Here is a 23932-nt window from a genome sequence, read left to right as displayed (position 1 = left end):
AAGAGTTTTTTTGTTTGTAATCAGAATATAATCCTTTTTTAATCAAAATTTTGTTAGAATGAAAGGAAAAGCGGAAAGTTCTGATAAGCTAGAACTATCTGGGAAGAAATGCTGAGAAGCGACAACTAGAGGAAAGCAGGTGCAAGCGTGGGAAGAATCATTGCGATCGCCAATCAAAAAGGCGGCGTGGGTAAAACGACAACATCTGTAAGTTTGAGCGCATGCCTTGCGTACTTAGGGAAAAAAGTATTATTAATGGATACGGATCCCCAAGGAAATGCTACAAGTGGAGTTGGCGTTAATAAAGGTGACGTACAACAATGTATTTATGATGTTCTAATAGATGATATAGACGTAAAGAAAGTGATTTTGGAAACTAAAGTTGAAAATTTACATGTAGTTCCTGCAACAATTTCATTGGCGGGTGCTGAAATTGAACTAGTTTCTACCATTTCTCGTGAGGTGCGTTTAAAAAGGGCCCTTCAAGAAGTGAAAGAAGAATATGATTATATCATCATAGACTGTCCCCCATCACTAGGTTTGCTGACGATCAATGCATTGACGGCTTCAGATGCTATTTTAATTCCAGTGCAGTGTGAGTATTACGCATTGGAAGGTCTCAGCCAGTTATTGAGTACCATTCGATTAGTACAAAAACACTTAAATAATCAACTTGTTATTGACGGAGTTTTATTGACAATGTTTGATGCACGTACGAACCTCGGAATCCAAGTAATTGAAGAAGTAAAAAAATACTTCCAAGATAAAGTGTATAAAACGATTATTCCTCGTAATATTCGTTTAAGCGAGGCGCCAAGTCATGGAGAACCTATTATTATTTACGATCCAAAATCTCGTGGTGCAGAAGTATATCTAGATTTGGCGAAGGAAGTGATTCGTAATGTCTAAAGGCTTAGGTAAAGGAATTAATGCACTATTTCCAGGAGAATCAATCAATCAAATGGAAAGTGTTGAAAAAGTATCTGTAAGAGATATTAAAGTAAACCCATATCAACCACGCAAAATTTTTGATGAAACAGCATTAGCTGAGTTAACTGAATCCATTAAAGAACACGGTGTTTTACAACCGATTATTTTAAGAAGAAGAGATAAGTCATTTGAAATTGTTGTAGGGGAACGTCGTTTCCGAGCATCAAAAGCTGCCGGTTTGAAAGAGATTCCTGCTGTAATTCGTGAATTCACAGATCAACAAATGATGGAAATTGCGATTCTTGAAAATTTACAACGTGAAGATTTAACACCGATTGAAGAAGCAGATGCATACCAAAACCTTATGGAAAACCTGAGCCTCACACAAGAGCAATTAGCTTTTCGTTTAGGGAAAAGTCGTCCTCATATTGCCAATCATATCCGTCTGCTTTCATTACCTGATGTTGTGCGAGAGCTAATTTCATCTAATAAACTATCAATGGGACATGGGCGAGCATTGCTTGGATTAAAGCGTAAAAAGCTGATACCTTCAATTGCTGAAAAAGTGATGAAAGAAAACTTGAATGTTCGTCAACTTGAATCACTCGTTCAAAGAATGAATGAAGATGTTTCACGTGAAACATCAAAAGTTCCAAACAAAGATATCTTTATTAAAGAAAAAGAATCACAACTGCGTGAATATTTCGGCACAACCGTTTCAATCAAGAAATCGAAAAACAAAGGGAAAATCGAAATTGAGTTTTTCTCTGAAGATGATCTTGAACGTATTTTAGAATTATTAGAAGACTAAACTGCCTATTCCCTTAAAGGATTTAACTTTGAGGGGATAGGTTCTATTTTTAGCTGAAATGAGGAGTTCCGTATGGTGTTATTAGGGACATTGATTAACGCGCTTCTCATCATTGTGGGAACAATCATTGGAAGATTGTTGAAAAACATCCCGGAAAATATGAAGCAAACAGTGATGTATGCCATTGGGCTTGCTGTTACTGTTATAGGACTTCAAATGGGTTTTGAAAGCGGTCAGTTCTTAATCGTTATTATTAGTTTGGTTGTTGGTGCAGTCATTGGAGAGTGGATTGATTTAGATCATCAACTCAATCGATTTGGCCATTGGTTGGAATCGAAAGTTGGCAAAAACAAAAAAGGCGAAAATATAAGTATTGCACAGGGTTTTGTATCAGCTACATTGATTTTCGTTATTGGATCGATGGCAGTCATTGGAGCCTTAGATAGTGGACTGCGAAATGATCATGATTTATTAATTGTAAAAGGGTTGATAGATGGGTTTACTTCGATCATATTGGCTACCACTCTGGGAATTGGTGTTCTTTTGTCAGCCGTTCCGGTTATTTTATATCAAGGCACGATCGCACTTTTTGCCACTCAAATCAGCCGTGTTATTCCACAAGAAGCACTCGCTTTATATATTCAGGAAATGACTGCAACCGGCGGAATCATGATCGTGGCAATTGGTTTAAATATGATTGGTTTGACCAAGATAAGAGTAGCCAATTTACTGCCAGGCATTCTCGTGGTAGCTATCGTCATGGCTATTGCGTACTATTTTCATTTGGTGCCTTTGCCAAGCGAGTAGAAGAGCACGGGACAAAACTTTGCCCATATCATAAGGTAATTGAAGTCTAGTGTTTTGCAAGACGGTATATTCCTGATAACCACCAACATTTACAATGCCTTTAATGGAAAGGTCTCCAATAGGCGGCAATTCCTTTTTTACTGCTTTGCCGGGGAAAAGAGGACCTTTTTCGATAACAATATGTCCAATTTTTTCAACTTTCCCTAAGCAAGCATCTATGGCAACTACATAAGGAGTTAATGTTCTCGCTTGAAGTGACTCGACTGTTTGTTGTAAATTCAAAGCGTGCAAAGGTTGCTGCAAAGTACCAATTACTTCATACGGAAATGTAGGATGGTCGCGAAGCCAAGTTCCGATTAATGGTCCTAGAGAGTCTCCAGTAGACCGGTCGGTGCCTATGCAACAAAAAGTGAGATTCGGTTTATCAAATGGTATAAGTTGAAGAAAAAGCGAGCTTAAGCGCCAGGCAACACCTGAATCTTGATAGGAAAAATCTTCCGAATGTAATTGAGACGAAAATGCAAACATAGGTTAGCTCACTCTCTTTTTTCGTAGTATACGTATTAGAAATGGGCTTTATTCAAAAAGGTGGTAGTTATCAAGTGAACATTCACATTAACAAGACGTTTGAAAGTGTCAAAGATTTTCTATTAGATGAGAAAATATGGATTGCTGCTGGCGTTATTACGCTAAAAGTAATATTCATTATGTTCTTAGCAGGAATTTTTGTGAAAATATTTAAAGTGGTCATTCGTAAAGTATTTGAAGTCCGTATGAAATCACCCTTGCGCTACTCGGAACGCAGACAGAATACATTACTCAAATTACTCGAAAATGTAGTTGCGTATGTTGTATACTTTGCTGCGCTTCTGGCAGTCCTTTCCGCATTGAAGATTGATGTGAGAGGCTTGCTGGCTGGGGCAGGGGTACTCGGTTTGGCGGTTGGTTTTGGCGCACAAAACTTAGTTCGTGATGTCATCACGGGATTCTTTATTATTTTTGAGGATCAATTTTCTGTCGGAGACTATGTGCGAATCGGTGCATCAGAAGGGTCTGTACAAGAGATTGGTTTGCGAACAACTAAATTAAAAGGATTAAACGGGGAGATTCACATTTTCCCTAACGGAACGATTGTGGAAGTTATCAATTACTCATTAAACAATTCAATTGCGATTGTCGACGTGAGTGTTGCACTTGAAACGGATATTCCAAAAGCGGAAGAGCTTATTGGAGAGTTTTTATCGAGTCTTCCTGAAAAATACGAGCAATTGGTTAAAGAACCTGAGTTACTGGGTGTTCAAAATCTAGCTGCTTCTGAAGTGGTCATGCGTATTACTGCGGAAACAAAGCCGATGCAACATTTCGCAGTAGCGCGAATAATCCGTCGTGACCTGAAAATATTCATGGACGAACATGGAATCGAAATTCCATATCCGAAAATGGTGATGTACCAAAAGAAAACGGGATCGGTTGATTCGGGTACTGGAGATCCTGTGAAGTCTGAAGATAAGGGGAAAGTCTGATGAACACGAAATCCTTTGAGCTGGGTGATATTGTTGAAATGAAAAAGCAGCACCCTTGTGGAACGAACGAATGGAAAATCATTCGCACAGGCGCAGATGTGCGGATAAAATGTGAAGGTTGCCAGCATAGTGTGATGATTCCAAGAAGAGAATTCGAGAAAAAGATGAAAAAAGTGATTAAAGCAGCTGAGCCTTCTACAGAGGAATAGACTTTTGGTTGACAAAAATTTATAATAGATTAGTTAAATGAAAAGTAAAAGCTTCAATCAAGCGTTGAAAATGACTATACACACATGAATATAGAACTCGTAAGTTATGAAAGGTTGGGAACTAATATGGCGTTAACAGCGGGAATCGTGGGCTTGCCGAATGTCGGTAAATCTACTCTATTTAATGCAATAACTAAAGCAGGCGCAGAAGCTGCAAACTATCCATTCTGTACAATTGATCCAAACGTTGGAATTGTAGAAGTGCCGGATGAGCGTCTAAATAAATTAACAGAACTTGTTGTTCCAAAGAAAACTGTTCCTACAGCTTTTGAGTTCACTGATATTGCCGGGATTGTAAAAGGTGCCAGTAAAGGTGAAGGACTAGGAAATAAGTTCTTGGCTCACATTCGTGAAGTAGATGCAATTTGCCAAGTGGTACGTTGTTTTGCTGATGAGAATGTTACACACGTAGCAGGGAAAGTAGATCCGATTTCAGATATCGAAGTAATCAATCTTGAGTTAATTTTGGCTGACTTGGAAAGCGTTGAAAAACGTTTGCAACGTGTAGGCAAAATGGCGAAACAAAAAGACAAAGATGCTATGGTTGAAGAGCCAGTATTGGTCAAACTTCGTGATGCTTTTGAAGAAGAGAAACCAGCTCGTTCTGTTGAATTTACAGAAGAAGAATTACGCGTTGTTAAAGGTCTTCATTTATTAACAATCAAACCTATGCTGTATGTAGCAAATGTGGCAGAAGACGAAATTGCGAATGCAGATGAAAATGAATATGTTCAAAAAGTTCGTGAATTCGCTAAAGTAGATAATGCACAAGTTATTGTTGTGTGTGCGAAGATTGAAGAAGAAATGGCTGAGCTTGACGAGGAAGAGAAAGCGATGTTCCTTGACGAGTTGGGGATTAAAGAATCAGGTCTGGATCAGCTTGTAAAAGCCGCATATCAATTATTGGGACTTGCAACATACTTTACAGCAGGCGTGCAGGAAGTTCGTGCTTGGACATTCCGTAAAGGCATGAAAGCACCTCAATGTGCAGGCGTCATCCATACAGACTTCGAACGTGGTTTCATCCGTGCCGAGACTGTTTCTTATGATGACTTGGTTACAAACGGTTCAATGGCTTCTGCAAAAGAAGCAGGGAAAGTGCGTTTGGAAGGTAAAGAATACATCGTACAAGACGGCGACGTTATGTTATTCCGTTTCAACGTATAAAATATTTTCGGGTTAGTCGACTTGTCGGCTGACCCTTTTTTGAATTATAGAGACAAAAGGGGAATGTCGTATGAAGTTATTTGCATATGGGACGTTGCTTTATGGAGAAAAGAATCATCATGTTCTCGAAGGTGCACAACTTTTATATGAGAAGGTTACGCTTCCGGCGATTATGTATGATACAGGAGATGGTTATCCTGCAATCGAGCTAGCTCAGGAATCAATAGTAATAGGGGATGTTTACGAAGTACCCGATCATATGTGGGTGGATTTAGATGAGCTTGAAGGTTATACAGGGGACCCTGAAATGGATCTGTATACGAAACAAATGGTGAATATAAAAACAAAAGATAGCATCTTAGAAGCCATTGTGTACACTGTATGTGATGAAACGATGAAGAAAGTTGTAATTTCATCCGGAGACTGGATTACTTATCGTAAATCTCAAGAAATAAAGTAAAGCTGCTCCATTTCAAATGGAAGCAGCTTTATTGTTGTTCAAACACATATAATTTTGGTCGTTCTGGGTCATCCTTGATCCAAGCATCATCGCGTACAGTCCGTAATTCTTTAATCATGGCAAAATCACCAGCGGCACCAGCAATCAGCCAGGCTCCTAGTAATGCGAGAAGCGGACTATTAAGGAAAATAGCAATGACGGCCGGTAATACACCTGTTGTCCAAAATGGCAGGATTAACACTCTTTTCATCGCTTTGTTTTGAACAGGTTCAGTAGTTGTCGCGTAGGCAACACCCAGTTTCAAATTAAAGCCATAGTCAAGCGAACGCCATGGAACTTTAGCAAATATGACAAAGCCGACTAGATGTGCTGCTTCATGCAAAATGATTAATAGGATATAGCCAATGATGAATAGGAGCAATCCGAGCCAGGATGGTTCAAATGCAAAATCTTGATGCACAATACTAGTTAATAGCAAAAGTACCACGCTTAAGACGACCGTTAATACTAAGCTTGTTTTGCCGATTTTTTGAATGTCCAAATCAATGATTTTAGTGGGTGTATCGAAATCATTCATTATTCTCACCTCATAATAGGTAGTATAGCTGAAAAGCCTAAGTTGTCTACCAAATCAGTAGTTGCACGTGGTCATTGTGTGTGTTACAATCAATTGATGTGAGTAATGAACGTTACTTGCTCCTTGCCTACTGTCAACAGTCAGGCCTAAGTCCATAAGGAGGTGCAAAAAGATGAAAAAGTACGAATTAATGTACATCATTCGACCAACAATCGAAGATGACGCGAAAAAAGCTCTTACAGCTCGTTTCGACGAAATCTTGACTACGAATGGTGCTGAAATCATCGAGTCTAAAGAGTGGGGCAAACGCCGCTTAGCTTACGAAATCAATGACTTCCGCGAAGGTTTCTACCAAATCGTGAAAGCAAACGCTGATTCAAGAGCAATCGATGAATACATCCGTCTTGCTAACATTAACGAAGATATTATTCGTTTTGTAGCTGTCAACGTAGAAGATAAATAAGAATTTAGCATCGAGTATACTCGAAACAACTTGCAGACGAGGGAGGTTGTATTCTGATGATTAACCGAGTCGTATTAGTCGGAAGACTGACAAAAGATCCGGAGCTTCGTTATACACCAAGTGGTGTAGCAGTTGCGCGTTTTACACTAGCTGTAAATCGTTCATTCTCTAACCAGTCAGGTGAAAAGGAAGCGGATTTTATTAACTGTACTGTTTGGAGAAAGCCAGCTGAAAACACAGCAAACTTCCTTAAAAAAGGTAGTTTGGCAGGTGTAGAAGGGCGTATTCAAACTGGGAGCTATGAAGGCCAAGATGGAAAGCGTGTTTACACGACTGAAGTTGTAGCTGATAGTGTTCAATTCCTTGAACCACGTAATAGTTCTGGCGGAGATCGTCCACAACAAGGACAACCTTATGGTGGCGGTTCAAACCAAAACAATCAATATCCATCTTATCAACAGAATCAATCACCAAATCAGCAAAACTATACACGTGTAGATGAAGATCCTTTCTCTTCTGGAAGCGGCCCAATCGAAGTATCAGACGACGATTTACCATTCTAATTAGAAAAGCGTAGAAGGCCATGAAAGACCGACTCCGACGTTGGAACCAACGAATCGAAAACTCGTTTTCGAATGAGATGGTGAAACGGAGGTGCGGTCTGGCCTTCGGAGCTAGACATTACCAGATAGCGAATTGACTTTAACGCACACCCAAAATAAAACCAAACACTAAGGAGGCGAAACGATATGGCACCACGTCGCGGAGGCAAAAGACGCAAAAAGGTTTGCTATTTCACGTCTAACAATATTACGCATATCGACTATAAAGATGTTGATTTGCTTAAAAAGTTCGTATCAGAACGCGGAAAAATTCTTCCACGTCGAGTTACTGGAACAAGCGCGAAATACCAACGCAAACTGACTTCAGCAATCAAATTATCACGTATCATGGCATTACTTCCATTCTCTACTGAAGAGAGATAAGAAATGCTTTTGAACGCTTAAAAGACCGGGAAACCGGTCTTTTTTTATATTATAAGAAAGTATGAATTTTTGACAATATTTCTTATTCTTTCAAGATACGTTATGTCTAGCTCCGGTCGCCAGCTCGCATCTAAGCTTGGGCACAGGTGGGTCGACATAAAGGCGTTGCGAAAAGAAGCTTTTTGCGACGAGTAACCGCAGGAGCAAGGTTTTCCTCTGCGACGAGTAACCGCAGGAGCACAACGACATGGCGCTTTGAGCTTTTCTTATGTGCCAAAATCATTTCATTTGGAACTTTTGTTGCAACTGGACCGACATGATACAATAGGAAGATATAGTTGTCCATTCTCTTGAAAAATTAGATAAGTAGTAAAACAGCTTTGATAATGACTATGTGATTGGGACATCTGATAGTGAATACATGTTTTTTAAGTTAGGAAGGATCTTGAATGCCGAATGAACAAGCGAAACAGCTGACATTAGGTGCAATGATAATTGCGCTGTTTTCTATTTTGTTGGCTGTTTCTTTTTATGTGCCTGTGCTGAATTTGATTACAATACTCTTCCTCGCTCTGCCAATAGCTTGGTATAGTGCGAAATTTAGTCGGGCTGCTTCTATTTATGTTGTTGTACTAAGTATGGGTATTTCCTATTTCGTTGGAGGGTTAATGGCCATACCTTTTGCTCTGATTCATGTCTTGCTCGGTTTTATTATCGGAGATACGATTCGTTTGAAGAAAAGTAAGCTGTTCATGTTAATGGCTTCGGCGATTGTCTTGATAGTAAGCATCGTCATTGAATATGTAATCCTTGTACTGCTCTTCAAATTCAATCCTGTGAAAGAAATGTTAGTATACACGAAAGATCAATATGATCAATTGGGTACGTTCCTGGAACAATATAATACTTTACCTAAAAATTACGATCAGACCATTTCGGATGTTTTATTCATGTTCGAAACTGTCATGCCAACTCTCCTGATACTTGGAATTTTCTGCTTTGTATTTGTATTCATCAATATCCAGTTGCCAGTTTTGCGAAAATTAGGCTTGGACGTACCAAAGTTTCCGGCAATTAGACACATGCGGTTACCGAAATCCATATTATGGTACTACATGATTGTCATGGTCGTAACTTTATTTGTTGAATTAACTCAGGGAACATTTGCTTTTATGGTATTAGCCAACGTAACTATGATGCTCCGTGTAATGCTTACTTTACAGGGAATATCTTTCATCCATTTTTACATCCATGAAAAAGGATGGCCGAAATGGGTTGCAATTGTTGCAACATTTTTAGCGTTCCCTTTACAATCGTTAACGGTGTTATTAGGCATATTCGATTTAGGTTTCAACATTCGTTCATTTGTCAAAGACAAGAACAAAAAGTAAGGAGCTGAACAAATGTCAGCATTCTTTAGAAAAAGACCCATTCGTGTCCCTTTATTTTTTCTATCAGTGCTCGGCCTAATAAGCGCTTTTTTGCTCCTATACTGGCAAATGTGGATAGGAAGCATTGTTGCTGCTCTTTTCCTCATTGTCTTGGTTATTGGCTGGCAAATGGAGAAACGTTTATACGAAGAGACCGAAAAACATATTGAAACACTTTCATATCGCATGAAACGGGTTGGCGAAGAAGCATTACTTGAAATGCCCATAGGAATAATATTGGTCAATGAAAATTGGACCATTGAATGGGCGAACCCGTACATGTCGAGAGAGCTTGAATTTGATTCACTCATTGGTGAAGATTTATTTACGTTGTCAGATGAATTCCATTCATTTGTAAAGCAAGAAGATAATAAAGAGCAGACCGTCAGCTTGTCCGGTAAGAAATTTAAAGTATTTTACAAACAAGAAGAAAAACTTCTTTATTTCTTTGATATCACCGAGCAAACAGAAATTGAGACGCTTTACTATTCAGATCGCAGCGTAATTGGTGTGCTGTTCATTGATAATTACGATGAGCTGGCACAAGGAATGGATGACCAGACGCGCGGTCAGTTAAATAGTTTGGTAACGTCGCTCGTCAATAATTGGGGAGCGGGACACGGCATTTATGTCAAAAGAATTTCATCTGACCGATTCCTAGCTGTATTGAATGAATCCATATTACTGGAACTTGAAAAAACGAAGTTTTCTATTTTGGATGATATTAGAGAAGCAACCTCCAAATTGAATTTGGCATTAACACTGAGTATCGGTGTGGGTGCCGGGTCATCCTCATTGGTAGAACTTGGCCAACTTGCGCAGTCGGGTCTGGATTTGGTATTGGGACGTGGCGGAGATCAAGTAGCCATTAAACAACCAAGTGGAAAAGTGAAATTTTACGGCGGAAAAACCAACCCGGTTGAAAAAAGAACGAGAGTTAGGGCACGCGTCATTTCACATGCGCTGCGTGATTTAATTCAGGATAGTGACCAAGTGTTTGTCATGGGGCATCAATTGCCCGATATGGATGCAATCGGTGCAGCTGTCGGCGTACGGAAAATGGCAGAGATGAATCAGATCAATGGCTATGTCGTCATCAATTTTGATGAACTCGACCAAAGTGTGACCAGGTTGATGGAAGAAGTGAAAAACAAGCCACAATTATTTGAACGCTTTATTTCACCTGAAGAAGCTTTATCTAAATTAACCGATCGTACATTGCTTGTGGTCGTGGACACGCATAAACCAAGTATGGTCATTGATGAAAAACTGTTGAATCGAGCTGAAAAAGTAGTAGTGATTGATCATCATCGCCGTGGAGAAGAATTTATTTCGAATACAATGCTTGTTTACATGGAGCCATATGCATCATCAACAGCAGAGCTTGTAACGGAATTGCTCGAATATCAACCGAAACATGATAAAATAACGATGCTAGAAGCAACTGCAATGCTTGCCGGTATAATTGTCGATACGAAGAGCTTTACCCTTCGAACGGGTGCACGAACGTTTGAAGCAGCCTCGTATTTACGTACAAACGGAGCGGACACGGTGCTAGTTCAGCGCTTACTAAAAGAAGATATTGCAACATATATTGAACGTTCTAAAATTGTCCAGACAGTTGAGTTTTTCCGAGAAGGCATTGCGATAGCACATGGGGAAGAAACAAATTCCTATAGCCAGGTGCTTATAGCACAAACCGCAGATATTTTACTGACAATGAAGGATGTTTCTGCATCATTTGTGGTCGCAAGAAAAAATAATGGAGACGTTGGCATCAGCGCCCGTTCTATGGGTGAAATCAATGTCCAATTAATTATGGAGAAGCTCGGTGGCGGTGGTCATTTAACCAATGCTGCTTGTCAGATTCATGATAAAGAGATTGAAAGTGCCATTGAACAACTAAAATTAGCAATCATTGAAATTGTCGAAGGAGGCCAAATAACATGAAAGTAATTTTCTTGAAAGATGTTAAAGGCAAAGGGAAAAAAGGCGAAATCAAAAATGTAGCAGATGGCTATGCGCATAACTTTTTATTGAAAAACAATTTGGCGACTGAAGCTAATCAAGCGACAATCAGCGCATTAGATGGTCAAAAACGTAAAGAAGATAAACATGCAGAACAAGTGCATGAAGAAGCGAAAAAGTTAAAAGAGAAGTTAGAGCAAATTACGGTAGAACTAAAAGCAAAATCAGGTGAAGGTGGCCGTTTGTTTGGTTCGATAACAACGAAACAAGTCGCGGAACAACTTCAGAAAACAACAGGTATTAAAATCGACAAACGTAAAATGGAATTGGACGATGCCATTCGTGGACTTGGATATACAAACATTCCAGTTAAATTACATCAAGAAGTAACAGCAACATTGAAAGTACACGTAACAGAAGAAGCGTAAGGAGTGACGTTAATGAGCGAGCCCATGATGGACCGGATACCCCCTCACAACCAAGAAGCCGAGCAGTCCGTGATAGGGGCCATCTTTTTAGAGCCTCAAGCGCTCATTACGGCAGCAGAAATTCTACAATACGAAGACTTTTATCGCGTGGCACATCAGAAGATTTTCCAAACGATGAATCGCCTCAGTGATCAAGGAAAACCAATTGACGTTGTAACAGTGACGGAAGAGTTGGCATCGAAAAAAGAACTTGAAGATGTCGGTGGACTTTCGTATTTATCGGAAATTGCAAATTCAGTACCAACTGCCGCAAATATCGCACATTATGCACGGATTGTTGAAGAAAAGGCGTTACTGCGACGATTAATTCGCGTAGCGACCAATATCGTCGAAGATGGCTTTACGCGTGAAGACGAAGTCGAAGCCTTGTTATCTGAAGCCGAAAAGAAAATGATGGAAGTTTCCAATCGAAAAAATGCGGGTGATTTCAGGCACATTAAAGATGTACTTGTTCAAACGTATGACAACATTGAACTTCTCCATTCACGTAAGGGCGATATAACAGGGGTTCCCACAGGATTCCGTGATTTAGACCGTATAACAGCCGGTTTCCAACGGAACGATTTAATTATTGTAGCCGCACGTCCGTCTGTTGGTAAAACAGCGTTTGCGTTAAACGTAGCGCAAAACGTAGCAACGAAGACAGAAGAGAACGTAGCCATCTTCAGTTTGGAGATGGGTGCTGAGCAGCTTGTCATGCGTATGCTGTGTGCAGAAGGAAATATTGATGCCCAAGTTTTACGTACAGGTGCATTAACTGCTGAAGATTGGCGCAAACTAACAATGGCGATGGGGAGTTTATCCAACGCAGGTATTTTTATTGACGATACACCGGGTATTCGGATTAATGAAATCCGCTCGAAGTGCCGTCGTTTGAAACAAGAGTATGGACTTGGCATGATTTTGATTGATTACTTGCAACTGATTGTAGGAAGCGGGAATGGGAAAGAAAACCGTCAGCAAGAAGTATCGGAAATTTCCCGTTCATTAAAATCCCTTGCTCGTGAGCTCCAAGTTCCAGTTATCGCCTTGTCACAGCTTTCCCGTGGTGTGGAACAACGTCAGGACAAGCGTCCGATGATGTCCGATTTACGTGAATCCGGAAGTATTGAGCAAGATGCCGATATTGTTTCGTTCCTATATCGTGAGGATTACTACGATAAAGAAACCGAGAATCAAAACATGATTGAAATCATCATCGCAAAACAACGTAATGGTCCGACAGGGACGGTAACCCTGGCTTTTGTTAAAGAGTTCAACAAATTCGTTAACATTGACTGGAGCCAGCACCAGCAACCTACCCCGGATTACTAGAAAAGCCTAGCAGCAAATATCTTTAAATTGTGATTGATGCAAAAACACGAACGATAAATGTCTGAAAACATTTTTCCGTTCGTGTTTTTTCTTGTTTTTGGTTGACTTCAGCCGTTTCAGTTGATACAATAACACTGTTTGATTCAGGACGCGTGACAGCGTCTGACGGAGGTGCTGATTATGACATCAGTTGTAGTAGTAGGAACACAATGGGGAGACGAAGGTAAAGGGAAAATTACCGACTTCCTATCCGAGAATTCAGAAGTAATTGCACGTTATCAAGGTGGGAATAATGCTGGACACACCATTATTTTCGGTGGAGAAACGTATAAGCTTCACTTGATTCCATCAGGTATTTTTTATAAAGACAAAATCTCAGTAATCGGTAACGGTATGGTTGTCGACCCTAAAGCATTAGTGAAAGAGTTAAAAGGATTACATGAACGTGGGGTAACGACAGAAAACTTACGTATTTCTAACCGCGCACACGTCATTTTACCTTACCACTTGAAGCAAGACGAAGTGGAAGAAGCTCGTCGTGGTGAAAATAAGATTGGAACTACAGGTAAAGGAATCGGACCGGCTTACATGGATAAAGCAGCACGTGTAGGTATTCGTATGGCCGACTTACTTGATAAAGTAGTATTTGAAGAAAAACTTGAACGTAATCTAGAAGAGAAAAATCGTTTGTTCGATAAGTTCTATGAGACAGAAGGTTTTACAAAAGAAGAAATTCTTGAAGAGTATTACGGCTACGGGCAAGAAATTGCGAAGTACGTAACAGATACATCTAAAGTATTGAACGATGCATTGGATGAAGGCCGCCGCGTACTGTTTGAAGGTGCACAAGGCGTTATGCTTGATATCGACCAAGGTACTTATCCTTTTGTAACATCATCTAACCCAGTAGCGGGTGGCGTTACAATCGGTGCCGGAGTCGGACCAACGAAAATTCACCATGTGGTTGGTGTATGTAAAGCATATACTTCTCGTGTTGGAGACGGTCCGTTCCCAACGGAATTGTTTGACGAAGTCGGCAATCAAATTCGTGAAGTCGGTAAAGAGTATGGGACAACAACTGGTCGTCCACGTCGCATCGGTTGGTTCGACAGTGTAGTTGTACGTCATGCACGTCGTGTGAGTGGTTTAACAGATCTAACGGTCAATTCGATTGATGTGTTAACTGGTTTGGAAACAGTGAAGATTTGTACAGCTTACAGTTACAACGGGGAACTGATTACGGAATACCCAGCAAACTTACGTATGCTGGCTGACTGTAAACCTGTCTATGAAGAATTGCCAGGTTGGAGCGAAGATGTGACATCTTGTAAATCACTCGATGAGCTTCCGGAAAATGCACGACACTACCTGGAACGCATTTCACAATTAACTGGTGTTCCAATTTCGATTTTCTCAGTAGGACCAGATCGAAATCAAACAAATATCATTGCGAGCGTTTGGCGCTAAATTTTATTGAACGGGAAAAGGAATCTTTTCCCGTTCTTTTTCGTATGTAAAAGTAATGTGAATTTTCATACGATTTGGGGTTGAAAATAAATGAAGAGATTTTGGTTTTGGGGAGCACTGCTGGCAATCATTGTGGCTTGGACGATTAATATAACCACTTACGAGGCGAAATTTTTGGATGAACCCATTGTTCTGGAACATTATATCGAACGACCAATGGACCAGACACACCTATTCAACATTTACTATTTGACCAATAAAAACAATCCGGCAATTCTCCAAACGATTGAAGTGGATGGATTCTCGCTCCCGAACGTCTCACCGAGCAATGACATGTGGTTACATGGAAACCAGAATTCGATATACAACTCAGCAAATATCGTCCAGGAATTCAATCAACATCTTCTACTGAAAGCTGAATTTGACCCATCCATGCTGTCTCTTGAAGGCGAAGAAGATAAGTCCTATATAGGGACCAATGTATTCCTACAATTCAGTGACGGAACGGCTGGACATTTTGACATCGGAGAAATTCGAATCACGCCGTCAACGCTCAGACAAGATCCTAAATTGAAGGGCATATCGACTGGAAGTACTTCAGACGGTCTTCATTCCAGCATATATTCTGCAGAAGAACAGTTAAAAATGAAAGAATTCGTTGTGCCTGAAAATATTGCGAAGGATGTTCAAGTGAAAGTACATTATGAAGGAGAAGAAGCCCGAATTCCCGATCCTATCTATCAAGCAGAAGTTATGCCTAATTGGAGCGATGTAAAACAACCTCTTGCCAAAGACGTCAATTGGCCCATCGTATTGGAACCACAAGGTAGTGTCGGCTTATACATACAAATAGAGTCGACTAATAATAAGGCAATCGATGCATGGATTCCATGGGAAGGGGAAACGGCTGCTGGACAGTTTTTTACGGCTTCATTTCCCTTGCATCATATTCCACAGCTTTCAGATGAAGATCTACGGAGCATGTTGGAGAAAGTGGTGAAAGATGGCAAATAGAAGAGCATTCAAGTATATGATTGCCGGGTTCTTATTGGTTTTGCTGGACGTTCATATTTTTTTCGATTTTCTTCCTGACCCACTGGGATATATGATGATCGCATCAGGCATTCATCAACTTGCCGCAGGAAAGCCGAATGCTAAAAAAGCTGTAATAACTGCTTTTGTCCTAATGGCTCTATCCATTCCTACACTGTTTTTATCAGGAGAAGTACTCACTCAAATGCAAGTTAACAGTACATCTTGGCTGGTATATGGCTTTAGTGTCACGCTGATTGACTTAATTTTGATGTATTATGTATTCAGAATGCTGATACATGAAGTGGATTATCCGATTGAAGCGGCTGAAAAACAGAATGGCATTAAAAAAATTATGATTGTCTATATGACCATAACACTCACTTCAACTTTTATTCAGTCGTTTTTAATTAATATGAAACAGGATGTTCAGTCTACAGTTGCGGTAGCTATTATTGTGTTGACGCTCAGTGTTCATGTCGCGTTTATTATCACTCTCCGTAATCTACAGAAAACCTTCCCACCCGACCAGGGACGGGTATATCCAATGGAATGACCCAATTAAAAAATGCGCTGTCCCAATATTGGGCAGCGCATTTTTATATAGAGTGCATATTAGTGAATATTACGTTTCTTGAATCGTCCACCGCGTACTTCAGCAATATTGCCAATGGCGACGAACGCTTGTTGATCAATATCTTCCACGATTGTTTTTAATTTTGCTTCTTCCAGACGTGTAATAACGGTGAAAATAACTTTTTTATCATCACCTGTGTATGCGCCTTCTCCATGTAAATAAGTGACTCCACGACCGAGACGATCCATAATCGCTTCGCCGACTTCATCTACAAGATCACTAATAATATAAACCGACTTGGATTCATCAAAGCCTTGAATGACAATATCGATCATTTTATAAGCGATGAAATAAGCGAGTACGGAATACATAGCTTGCTCCCAAGTAAAGACAAAACCAGCGACAGTAAAGATTATCAAATTGAAGAACATAATGATTTCCCCGACGGAAAAAACGCTTTTCGTACTGAACAAAATAGCTAAAATTTCAGTTCCATCCAATGAGCCACCGTAGCGAATGACAAGACCGACACCAATGCCAAGTACAATGCCGCCAAAGACGGTAGCAAGTAACAAGTCATCAGTAAAACGTGCAACTGGATGTAAAAAGTATGTACAAATAGAAAGAACCGTAATTCCTAATACAGTAGAAAGGGCAAATGTTTTCCCAATTTGTTTATACCCGAAAAAAAAGAAGGGGATGTTTAATAGGAAAATAAATAATCCAATTTGAAGTCCAGTCAGGTGAGACAAGATAATGGATATACCGACAATTCCACCATCCAATAAATGATTTGGTACCAAAAACAACTCAATTCCCATTGCCATAAATACGGCACCAATAATAATCATGAAGATGCGCTTCGCTATTACGGTTTTGGAAGCCCGACGATGTACGTATGCGGTTTTTATTTTGGCATTTCTCTCTTGTTGTTCGTCTGTCAAATGGGATACCTCATTTCGCCTTGAATACTCTTATTTTACCCTATATTAAGGATATTCGATAGAAGAACGCTATTATTATTACAAAAATGACAAAAAAGTACATGAAATATGAATGAGAAGGGTCGAAAGATAGAAAAAATATGTTGAATCTTCAATTGATTTAAGAGAAAAGCCCGTGTAAACTTACAAAATAAAACAATTAAATGCAATTGATGGTAAGAATGAGTCATTTTCTTTACAAAATGACATTTCTTTACCAGTGTTAAAAAGGATATGTTAAATTAAAGGGGCGTGAAATTTTTCACAATAAAAAGAACCATTCGTTTTACGGATGAAATTTTGAGAGGGGCTTTATCATGCATTTGAAAAGGAATACTGGTGATGGGGATAAGATTTCATCCGACCGCAAGCCAAACCGCACATCAAATATAATGAAAAAAGCAGCCATAACAGCAGTGCTTGCTTCAAGCTTTACATTTAATATCAGTTTTGCAAAAGACAAAGAGGACAGTCAATTACAGGAAATTTTTCATATATATGCAAATGACGAATATGTAGGTACGGTTTCAGATGAAAAAGCAGTAAAAGAGCTTGTTAATGAAAAAATTACTGAGTCAAGCTCCCAATACAAAGATCTAAATCTAAGTGGCTCCAATTTATCCATCATCTCAGAACAAGTTTTTAATGCAGAAACAAATGATAAGGAAACATTAGACAAGCTGGACAATCTGGTAACTGTCACAGCGGATGCATTTGCCTTGTCGGTCAATGACGAGATTGCCGTCTACGTCAAAGACTTGGAAGCATATCATGAAGTAATCCGCAAACTGAAACTTCAGACCGTTTCTGAAAAAGAACTCACCGAATTGGAAAATCGAAAAGATTCTAACAATTCTTTACCCCCATTAAAGAACAATGAAACACGAGTTTTGGATATTAATTTAAAAGAATCAATTTCAGGTGTTACGAAACAAGCAAAACCAGAAAAGGTTTTAACTGTTGATCAAGCAGTAGATTACCTTCAAAAAGGTGCTTTGGAAGAGAAAACATATACCGTACAATCTGGAGATGTATTCAGCAAAATAGCAGCAAACCATGATTTGACTACAGCGGATTTAACAAAGCTGAACAAAAGTGTCAACGAAAATAGCGTTCTTCAAATTGGAGAGAAATTGAAGGTAACAGCTTTAAAACCTTTAGTGAACATTGAAGTTGTTCGCGAGAAAAGAGTGACAGAAGCAATTCAATTTGAAAACCAAGTACGCGAATCGAAAGATATGCTTAAAGGGGATTCCAAAGTCATTCAAGAAGGCAGCAATGGTGCCAAAGAAATGACATACGTTATCCGTGAGAATAACGGGACACGCGTGGGCAAATCAATTAAAGATGAAGCAGTAGTAAAAGAAGTGAAAAACAATATTATTTTAAAAGGTATTAAAGTCGTTCCATCTCGTGGGTCAGGTATGTTCGCATGGCCGGCAGAAGGTGGCTACATATCTAGTGGGATGGGACAACGGTGGGGACGAATGCACCGTGGAATCGATATTGCACGTCCTGACGGCTTTGCAATTAAAGCAGCTGATAACGGCGTTGTGAAATTTGCTGGAGCAGATGGTACATTCGGTAACAAAGTAGTTATTGATCATCAAAATGGTTATGAAACAACATATGCTCACTTAGCATCAATTAATGTTAACGTAGGACAAACTGTTCCTGTCGGTTCAAAAATAGGTGTAATGGGGTCAACAGGTAGATCTACTGGAACACATTTACACTTTGAAGTAGAACATAATGGTGTAAACGTAAATCCTCTTAAGTTTTTAAACAAATAATATACGCGGAAGCGGTCAATTCGACAGAGTTGGCCGTTTTTTTATATTCATCGACAATGGAGTGTTAGTTTATCTAAGAATCTTGTCGAAATATTACCCGGGAAATATTCAACATTCTGATTCCTCTAGTCGATAGGTGCGTAACATAGTAAAGCGTGATAGAGTAAGTAGTATAAAGAGGTCAATTCATATTTAAATAGATAGATGGCAAGAGAGGATGACGAACAATGAGTAAAACAATTTTAGTAGTAGATGACGAGAAGCCGATTGCGGACATTCTACAATTCAATTTAAAGAAAGAAGGCTACAATGTCGTTTGTGCTTATGACGGTGATGAAGCTTTAGCAAAAGCAGAAGAAATCAAACCCGATTTGATGTTACTGGATATTATGTTACCAAACCGGGATGGAATGGAAGTCTGTCGTGAGATTCGTAAAAAACACGATTTTCCTATTATCATGCTGACAGCGAAAGACTCGGAAATTGATAAAGTTCTTGGTTTGGAATTAGGTGCAGATGATTATGTAACTAAACCGTTCAGTACTCGTGAATTGATTGCCCGTGTGAAAGCCAATATGCGTCGCCATCAAACCGTACAATCAGAAGATGCAGAAGATGCGTCAAATGATATTGCGGTTGGCTCATTAATTATTCAGCCAGATGCGTATTTAGTTTTGAAAAGAGAGGAATCAATTGAACTCACACACCGTGAGTTTGAATTGCTACATTACTTGGCAAAACATATCGGTCAAGTGATGACACGCGAACATTTACTGCAAACTGTATGGGGTTATGATTATTTTGGAGATGTTCGTACTGTAGACGTAACCATTCGTCGCCTTCGTGAAAAAATTGAGGATAACCCAAGTCACCCCGCATGGATTGTGACACGTCGCGGCGTAGGGTATTATTTGCGTAATCCTGAACAGGAGTAGACAGAATGCAAAAGGTTGGCTTTTTTAAATCAATTCACGTCAAAATTGTCCTTGTTTATATATTGCTTATTATATTGGCAATGGAAATCATAGGAATATATTTTGCGCGCGAATTAGAACAAACGCTTAAAGCAAGCTTCACCAAATCCATTGAAGAACGAGTGGATTTGGTGGAGTTTAGTGTGCGTGAAGAAATTATAAAGAAGCGGGGAGAAGAAGACCCTACTTTAGAGCAAAGTTTACGTTCTGTTCTATTCAGTATCCGTTCGGAAGATATTAATGAAATTAGTGTGATTGATCCCAATTTTCGTATTCTAGCAACATCCGAAACGACCAATCAATCCATTGTTGGTCAACGTTCAACAGATGCGATGGTCCGTCGATCCATATCTTCTGAAACACCAGACAATAAAATTTCATTAAAAAAAGGCGATCGTATTTGGGTTCTCACTTCACCTATAATAGATCAAGGTGAAGTACTCGGTACGATTTACTTGGAATCAAATATCGAAACAGTTTTTGAGCAGATGAATCAAATTAACCGAATTCTTGCTGGTGGCACAGCGATGTCACTTGCCATCACCATCATTTTGGGGATTTTGATTGCCCAGACCATCACACGGCCGATTTCAGATATGCGTAGACAAGCACAGGCTATGGCAAAAGGGAACTTCTCCCGTAAAGTGCGCGTTTACGGAAATGATGAAATTGGGCAATTGGCAATTGCCTTCAATCACTTGACCAACCGTCTGCAAGAAGCCCAGTCCACTACGGAAGGTGAACGACGCAAACTAGCGTCAGTCCTTTCTAACATGACGGATGGCGTAATTGCAACGGATCGAAAAGGGCGTATTATTTTAATCAATGATCCAGCTCTGAGACTGTTGAGAGTATCAAGAGAACTGGTATTGCATCGTCCCATTTCATCCGTTCTTGGAATAGAAGCGGAATATACATTTGAAGATTTAATTCATATGAAAGAGTCCATTAACTTGGATTTCAGTTCACCAGAACGTCCGTATATTCTGCGCGCAAATTTCTCGGTCATTCAGAAAGAAACAGGATTCGTAAATGGCCTGATTACAGTTCTTCATGACAATACCGAACAAGAGAAAATTGATATGGAGCGTCGTGAATTCGTAGCCAACGTATCACACGAACTAAGGACACCATTAACGACGATGCGCAGCTACTTAGAAGCCCTTGCGGATGGCGCGTGGCAAGACCAGGAATTAGCACCTTCATTCCTGAATGTTACGCAGACGGAAACTGAGCGTATGATTCGTTTGGTTAATGACCTGTTACAGTTATCGAAAATGGACAGCCGTTCTTACGATTTGAATAAAGAGTTTGTTGAGTTCATTAAATTCTTCAATCGAATCATCGATCGTTTTGAAATGTCGAAATCACAACAAGTTCATTTCCAACGATTATTGCCAGATTCACAATTCTTTGTGGAAATCGATGCTGATAAATTAACACAAGTCATTGATAATATCATTTCGAATGCTTTAAAATATTCGCCGGATGGCGGTAATATTCGTTTTGGCATTATTGTGCAAGAAGGATTCTTAAAAGTGATGGTATCGGATGATGGCATGGGAATTCCAAAAGAAAATGTAGAACGAATTTTTGACCGTTTTTATCGTGTGGACCGCGCGCGGGCAAGGTCAATGGGGGGCTCAGGACTTGGACTAGCTATTGCCCGGGAAATGATTGAAGCACACGGTGGAGCCATTTGGGCAGAGAGTGAAGAAGGACATGGGACGACGATATTCTTTACGTTGCCATTTGAGTTGGATGAGGCAGGTGAATGGGATTGAAGTATGTAGAGCAAATTAAATCGATTGTCCTCACCTTGCTTGTCGTTTTAAGTGTGACACTGACGTTTACAATATGGACCTATACACCGAACTATGAAACCATTAAACAAGCACCGGTACTCAATATATCAATTGCAGATCAAAAACGTGTAGATGATGTAATCAAACCATATAAAATAATAGCGAGTCGGGAAAACAAAATGACTGGTTCTATGTCTCCGTTTGACTTGGATCGTGTTATTAATGTCATGAAGGGCTGGGAAGTCAGTGAGTTGAAATTAGAGAACAATAATTTAAGTGAAATGGATTTAAATGAACTGATTCATGCGCCTGATCGCTTTACCCTATTCTTCCCGGATGATGTGCCGTTTCCGGTATATGATATCATTTTGCCATTTTCGATGACAAACATACCTGAAAATGAATTTGATCGCTTAATTGTCAATTGGAATAGTATTGATAATAATGAACTGAAAATCTACTTTGCCAGTTCAAAATCCAAAAAACTGTATTCAGCAATTGCAGGTAATGTTGATATGAATTTATTGAAGCAAGAAGTAGTATCACCGACGGCTAATTTTACACAGTTCACGGAAATTGAACGAAAAGGAAGGTCTTCACTTTTTGTTACAGCAAAAGATGTGGAAAGTATCCGTTACACATATTACCTGCAAGAAATAGATCCCAATCGCTTCAGGGACGCCCTGTTCAGTGACCCAAATCTAGTTCGTCAAAGTCCTGTAGGCGCAACAAATGAAGAATATTCGGATGGAACCTCATTAATGAATGTGAACTTGCTTGAACGCACATTAAGTTTTGTGAATCCTTCTGCTGAAACTTTTGTACCAGCCGAGCCATCTAAGTTGATTTTTGATAGCTTGGATTATGTAAATGAACACGGGGGCTGGACAGATGAATTTCGTTTTGCAAGTATCAACCCGGAAAAGCAGCAAATAGATTACCAATTGTATTTGTTGGGATATCCCGTATTCAGTGATGAAACATCTACAAAAATAACGGCGTTTTGGGGAGACCCCGGGATTTATCGCTATCGGAGACCTTACTATACGCTTGATCTGTCGTTGGCATTTGATACCGTGATTTCAACGTTGCCTTCAGGTGAGAAAGCTTCACGTGTCATGAAAACCGTGAAAGAACTTGATTTTAACAATATCGATGAAATTACCACGGGCTACTATTTAACACGCGATGACGAAAGACGATTATTGACATTGGAACCATCCTGGTTTTATTTATCAAACAATCAGTGGTCTCGCATTTCACCTGATGTTTTAGGAGGTGGGAAGTTTGGATTGGAATAAAACAAAAACCATCTTCATTATCGTGTTTTCTATTTTAAACGTATTTTTGTATTTACTATATATAAATCGTTACAATGAAGCACAGGAAGTCGAAGTGCTGGGTGAAACAACAATTGAAGAACGTTTGCAAGCGGATAACATTCGTTATGAGAGTGCGCCTGAAAATACACTGAAAGAATCATATGTTTCCGGCAACATTCGTGTCTACTCTCCTGAAGAGTTAAAAACATTGGATAATCAAACCTTTGAAATATTTGATCGTACTGAACTTGTAGCCACATTTAAAAAACCAGTGGTATTAGCAAGTTTAGAAGACCCGGCAACACTCAAGGACTTTGTTAATACGCATGTATTCGAAGGCTCGTCATACGACTTGTATGAGGTTGATGCAAAAGCTAAAAAAGCAGTGTTTTTCCAAACTATCAATAATCGCCAAATCTTCTTTAACCAAAATGCGCTTCTCACAATTTATTGGAATGAAGATAATGAAGTATATAGATATGAACAAACGGCCTTCGAAAAGTTGGAAGATGATTTTGAGCAAACCGAAAATCTATTGCCGGATGAAAAAGCAGTTGAAGTATTATATACACGGAATTTATTGAAACCAAATTCGACGATTACAAAAATCAGTTTAGGATATTCCACACTCGTTCAATTGACGGAAACACAAGTGTTTGCACCGACTTGGCGAGTTCGTGTAGAATTACAAGATGGCTCGAAGGAAGACTATTTTGTAAATGCCGTAGAAGGAAAGATTATCGAATTTAACAAAGAGTCCGAGAAAAAAGAAGTAGAGTAAGGAGT

Annotated in this window: 25 protein-coding genes; 22 read left to right on the top strand and 3 right to left on the bottom strand. The window is 39.5% G+C overall.

Going from position 1 to position 23932, the window contains the following annotated elements; genetic code table 11:
* Positions 1-147 precede the first annotated feature (147 nt).
* From MHH33_RS18075 to MHH33_RS18065, 3 genes are all read left to right on the top strand, one after another.
* The gene (locus tag MHH33_RS18075) at positions 148-909 is read left to right on the top strand and encodes an AAA family ATPase (protein WP_016428932.1); all 762 of its coding nucleotides are present in this window, start codon (positions 148-150) and stop codon (positions 907-909) included.
* Positions 902-1741, top strand: a complete 840-nt coding sequence (locus MHH33_RS18070; protein WP_342542595.1) for a ParB/RepB/Spo0J family partition protein — start codon at positions 902-904, stop codon at positions 1739-1741. Before MHH33_RS18075 ends, MHH33_RS18070 begins: the two co-directional genes overlap by 8 nt.
* A 72-nt stretch (positions 1742-1813) precedes the next feature.
* The gene (locus MHH33_RS18065; RefSeq protein WP_342542594.1) at positions 1814-2548 is read left to right on the top strand and encodes a DUF554 domain-containing protein; all 735 of its coding nucleotides are present in this window, start codon (positions 1814-1816) and stop codon (positions 2546-2548) included.
* Here the strand turns inward: MHH33_RS18065 and yyaC are convergent.
* Positions 2468-3076, bottom strand: a complete 609-nt coding sequence (gene yyaC / locus MHH33_RS18060; RefSeq protein ID WP_016428929.1) for a spore protease YyaC — start codon at positions 3074-3076, stop codon at positions 2468-2470. The two genes, MHH33_RS18065 and yyaC, sit on opposite strands and share 81 nt — an antisense overlap.
* 74 nt (positions 3077-3150) lie before the next feature.
* On the opposite strand from yyaC, the gene MHH33_RS18055 reads away from it, so the two are divergent.
* The 4 genes from MHH33_RS18055 to MHH33_RS18040 all read left to right on the top strand — a co-directional run bounded on the left by MHH33_RS18055 (position 3151) and on the right by MHH33_RS18040 (position 5967).
* Positions 3151-4071: a mechanosensitive ion channel family protein gene (locus tag MHH33_RS18055; RefSeq protein ID WP_342542593.1), complete on the top strand. Its 921-nt coding sequence runs from the start codon at positions 3151-3153 to the stop codon at positions 4069-4071.
* Positions 4071-4280: a DUF951 domain-containing protein gene (locus tag MHH33_RS18050; protein ID WP_016428927.1), complete on the top strand. Its 210-nt coding sequence runs from the start codon at positions 4071-4073 to the stop codon at positions 4278-4280. The genes MHH33_RS18055 and MHH33_RS18050 overlap by 1 nt, the downstream gene beginning before the upstream one ends.
* Positions 4281-4406: 126 nt before the next feature.
* Positions 4407-5507, top strand: a complete 1101-nt coding sequence (gene ychF, locus MHH33_RS18045; RefSeq protein WP_342543801.1) for a redox-regulated ATPase YchF — start codon at positions 4407-4409, stop codon at positions 5505-5507.
* Positions 5508-5577: 70 nt separating this feature from the next.
* Positions 5578-5967 (top strand): gamma-glutamylcyclotransferase, encoded by a 390-nt coding sequence (locus MHH33_RS18040; RefSeq protein ID WP_342542592.1) that lies wholly within the window; start codon positions 5578-5580, stop codon positions 5965-5967.
* 28 nt (positions 5968-5995) lie between these two features.
* Here the strand turns inward: MHH33_RS18040 and MHH33_RS18035 are convergent, their stop codons facing one another.
* Positions 5996-6544: a DUF3267 domain-containing protein gene (locus MHH33_RS18035; protein ID WP_342542591.1), complete on the bottom strand. Its 549-nt coding sequence runs from the start codon at positions 6542-6544 to the stop codon at positions 5996-5998.
* A gap of 172 nt (positions 6545-6716) precedes the next feature.
* Here MHH33_RS18035 and rpsF point away from each other — a divergent pair, with 172 nt between their 5' ends.
* The 10 genes from rpsF to MHH33_RS17985 all read left to right on the top strand — a co-directional run bounded on the left by rpsF (position 6717) and on the right by MHH33_RS17985 (position 16248).
* Positions 6717-7007, top strand: coding sequence for a 30S ribosomal protein S6 (rpsF, locus tag MHH33_RS18030; RefSeq protein ID WP_016428923.1), 291 nt, complete (start codon positions 6717-6719; stop codon positions 7005-7007).
* A gap of 56 nt (positions 7008-7063) precedes the next feature.
* Positions 7064-7570, top strand: a complete 507-nt coding sequence (gene ssb, locus MHH33_RS18025) for a single-stranded DNA-binding protein (RefSeq protein ID WP_016428922.1) — start codon at positions 7064-7066, stop codon at positions 7568-7570.
* A 186-nt stretch (positions 7571-7756) separates the two neighbouring features.
* Entirely contained in the window at positions 7757-7993 is a 237-nt protein-coding gene (rpsR, locus tag MHH33_RS18020; RefSeq protein WP_016428921.1) for a 30S ribosomal protein S18, read from the top strand.
* 449 nt (positions 7994-8442) lie between these two features.
* Entirely contained in the window at positions 8443-9384 is a 942-nt protein-coding gene (locus MHH33_RS18015; RefSeq protein ID WP_342542590.1) for a DUF2232 domain-containing protein, read from the top strand.
* 12 nt (positions 9385-9396) lie between these two features.
* Complete coding sequence (locus tag MHH33_RS18010) at positions 9397-11373, top strand: DHH family phosphoesterase (protein ID WP_342542589.1); 1977 nt, start codon at positions 9397-9399, stop codon at positions 11371-11373.
* Positions 11370-11819 (top strand): 50S ribosomal protein L9, encoded by a 450-nt coding sequence (gene rplI / locus MHH33_RS18005; RefSeq protein WP_016428918.1) that lies wholly within the window; start codon positions 11370-11372, stop codon positions 11817-11819. The genes MHH33_RS18010 and rplI overlap by 4 nt, the downstream gene beginning before the upstream one ends.
* A gap of 12 nt (positions 11820-11831) precedes the next feature.
* Positions 11832-13193 (top strand): replicative DNA helicase, encoded by a 1362-nt coding sequence (gene dnaB / locus MHH33_RS18000; protein ID WP_016428917.1) that lies wholly within the window; start codon positions 11832-11834, stop codon positions 13191-13193.
* Between the two features lie 180 nt (positions 13194-13373).
* Positions 13374-14660 (top strand): adenylosuccinate synthase, encoded by a 1287-nt coding sequence (locus MHH33_RS17995; RefSeq protein ID WP_016428916.1) that lies wholly within the window; start codon positions 13374-13376, stop codon positions 14658-14660.
* A 90-nt stretch (positions 14661-14750) separates the two neighbouring features.
* Positions 14751-15674, top strand: coding sequence for a hypothetical protein (locus MHH33_RS17990; protein ID WP_342542588.1), 924 nt, complete (start codon positions 14751-14753; stop codon positions 15672-15674).
* Entirely contained in the window at positions 15664-16248 is a 585-nt protein-coding gene (locus MHH33_RS17985; protein ID WP_342542587.1) for a hypothetical protein, read from the top strand. The genes MHH33_RS17990 and MHH33_RS17985 overlap by 11 nt, the downstream gene beginning before the upstream one ends.
* A 59-nt stretch (positions 16249-16307) precedes the next feature.
* On the opposite strand, the gene MHH33_RS17980 is transcribed toward MHH33_RS17985, so the two are convergent.
* Positions 16308-17120, bottom strand: coding sequence for a YitT family protein (locus MHH33_RS17980; RefSeq protein WP_231391145.1), 813 nt, complete (start codon positions 17118-17120; stop codon positions 16308-16310).
* Positions 17121-17569: 449 nt separating this feature from the next.
* Here MHH33_RS17980 and MHH33_RS17975 point away from each other — a divergent pair, with 449 nt between their 5' ends.
* From MHH33_RS17975 to yycI, 5 genes are all read left to right on the top strand, one after another.
* On the top strand, positions 17570-19045 hold the full coding sequence (locus tag MHH33_RS17975) for a peptidoglycan DD-metalloendopeptidase family protein (RefSeq protein ID WP_342542586.1): 1476 nt from the start codon (positions 17570-17572) through the stop codon (positions 19043-19045).
* A 227-nt stretch (positions 19046-19272) separates the two neighbouring features.
* Entirely contained in the window at positions 19273-19980 is a 708-nt protein-coding gene (yycF, locus tag MHH33_RS17970) for a response regulator YycF (protein ID WP_016428911.1), read from the top strand.
* 5 nt (positions 19981-19985) lie between these two features.
* Positions 19986-21803: a cell wall metabolism sensor histidine kinase WalK gene (walK, locus tag MHH33_RS17965; protein WP_342542585.1), complete on the top strand. Its 1818-nt coding sequence runs from the start codon at positions 19986-19988 to the stop codon at positions 21801-21803.
* On the top strand, positions 21794-23125 hold the full coding sequence (gene yycH, locus MHH33_RS17960; protein ID WP_342542584.1) for a two-component system activity regulator YycH: 1332 nt from the start codon (positions 21794-21796) through the stop codon (positions 23123-23125). The genes walK and yycH overlap by 10 nt, the downstream gene beginning before the upstream one ends.
* A complete protein-coding gene (gene yycI / locus MHH33_RS17955) occupies positions 23112-23927 on the top strand; it encodes a two-component system regulatory protein YycI (RefSeq protein WP_342542583.1) in 816 nt (271 codons plus the stop codon). Before yycH ends, yycI begins: the two co-directional genes overlap by 14 nt.
* Positions 23928-23932 lie beyond the last annotated feature (5 nt).

Origin of the sequence: Paenisporosarcina sp. FSL H8-0542, assembly GCF_038632915.1 — a bacterium.
In the GTDB taxonomy this organism is placed as follows: Bacteria; Bacillota; Bacilli; order Bacillales_A; family Planococcaceae; genus Paenisporosarcina.
This window is presented reverse-complemented; position numbering and strand designations above follow the sequence as displayed.

What these genes read in the sequence shown, in the direction of transcription:
- rpsF (WP_016428923.1), top strand. Translation starts at nt 6,717, where the DNA reads ATGAAAAAGTACGAATTAATGTACATCATTCGACCAACAATCGAAGAT.
- yycF (WP_016428911.1), top strand. Translation starts at nt 19,273, where the DNA reads ATGAGTAAAACAATTTTAGTAGTAGATGACGAGAAGCCGATTGCGGAC.
- yycH (WP_342542584.1), top strand. Translation starts at nt 21,794, where the DNA reads ATGGGATTGAAGTATGTAGAGCAAATTAAATCGATTGTCCTCACCTTG.
- MHH33_RS18050 (WP_016428927.1), top strand. Translation starts at nt 4,071, where the DNA reads ATGAACACGAAATCCTTTGAGCTGGGTGATATTGTTGAAATGAAAAAG.
- rplI (WP_016428918.1), top strand. Translation starts at nt 11,370, where the DNA reads ATGAAAGTAATTTTCTTGAAAGATGTTAAAGGCAAAGGGAAAAAAGGC.
- MHH33_RS17990 (WP_342542588.1), top strand. Translation starts at nt 14,751, where the DNA reads ATGAAGAGATTTTGGTTTTGGGGAGCACTGCTGGCAATCATTGTGGCT.
- MHH33_RS18035 (WP_342542591.1), bottom strand. Translation starts at nt 6,544, where the DNA reads ATGAATGATTTCGATACACCCACTAAAATCATTGATTTGGACATTCAA.
- MHH33_RS18065 (WP_342542594.1), top strand. Translation starts at nt 1,814, where the DNA reads ATGGTGTTATTAGGGACATTGATTAACGCGCTTCTCATCATTGTGGGA.
- walK (WP_342542585.1), top strand. Translation starts at nt 19,986, where the DNA reads ATGCAAAAGGTTGGCTTTTTTAAATCAATTCACGTCAAAATTGTCCTT.
- dnaB (WP_016428917.1), top strand. Translation starts at nt 11,832, where the DNA reads ATGAGCGAGCCCATGATGGACCGGATACCCCCTCACAACCAAGAAGCC.
- ssb (WP_016428922.1), top strand. Translation starts at nt 7,064, where the DNA reads ATGATTAACCGAGTCGTATTAGTCGGAAGACTGACAAAAGATCCGGAG.
- MHH33_RS17975 (WP_342542586.1), top strand. Translation starts at nt 17,570, where the DNA reads ATGCATTTGAAAAGGAATACTGGTGATGGGGATAAGATTTCATCCGAC.
- MHH33_RS17995 (WP_016428916.1), top strand. Translation starts at nt 13,374, where the DNA reads ATGACATCAGTTGTAGTAGTAGGAACACAATGGGGAGACGAAGGTAAA.
- MHH33_RS18070 (WP_342542595.1), top strand. Translation starts at nt 902, where the DNA reads ATGTCTAAAGGCTTAGGTAAAGGAATTAATGCACTATTTCCAGGAGAA.
- rpsR (WP_016428921.1), top strand. Translation starts at nt 7,757, where the DNA reads ATGGCACCACGTCGCGGAGGCAAAAGACGCAAAAAGGTTTGCTATTTC.
- MHH33_RS18040 (WP_342542592.1), top strand. Translation starts at nt 5,578, where the DNA reads ATGAAGTTATTTGCATATGGGACGTTGCTTTATGGAGAAAAGAATCAT.
- MHH33_RS17980 (WP_231391145.1), bottom strand. Translation starts at nt 17,120, where the DNA reads ATGATTATTATTGGTGCCGTATTTATGGCAATGGGAATTGAGTTGTTT.
- MHH33_RS17985 (WP_342542587.1), top strand. Translation starts at nt 15,664, where the DNA reads ATGGCAAATAGAAGAGCATTCAAGTATATGATTGCCGGGTTCTTATTG.
- MHH33_RS18010 (WP_342542589.1), top strand. Translation starts at nt 9,397, where the DNA reads ATGTCAGCATTCTTTAGAAAAAGACCCATTCGTGTCCCTTTATTTTTT.
- yyaC (WP_016428929.1), bottom strand. Translation starts at nt 3,076, where the DNA reads ATGTTTGCATTTTCGTCTCAATTACATTCGGAAGATTTTTCCTATCAA.
- ychF (WP_342543801.1), top strand. Translation starts at nt 4,407, where the DNA reads ATGGCGTTAACAGCGGGAATCGTGGGCTTGCCGAATGTCGGTAAATCT.
- MHH33_RS18015 (WP_342542590.1), top strand. Translation starts at nt 8,443, where the DNA reads ATGCCGAATGAACAAGCGAAACAGCTGACATTAGGTGCAATGATAATT.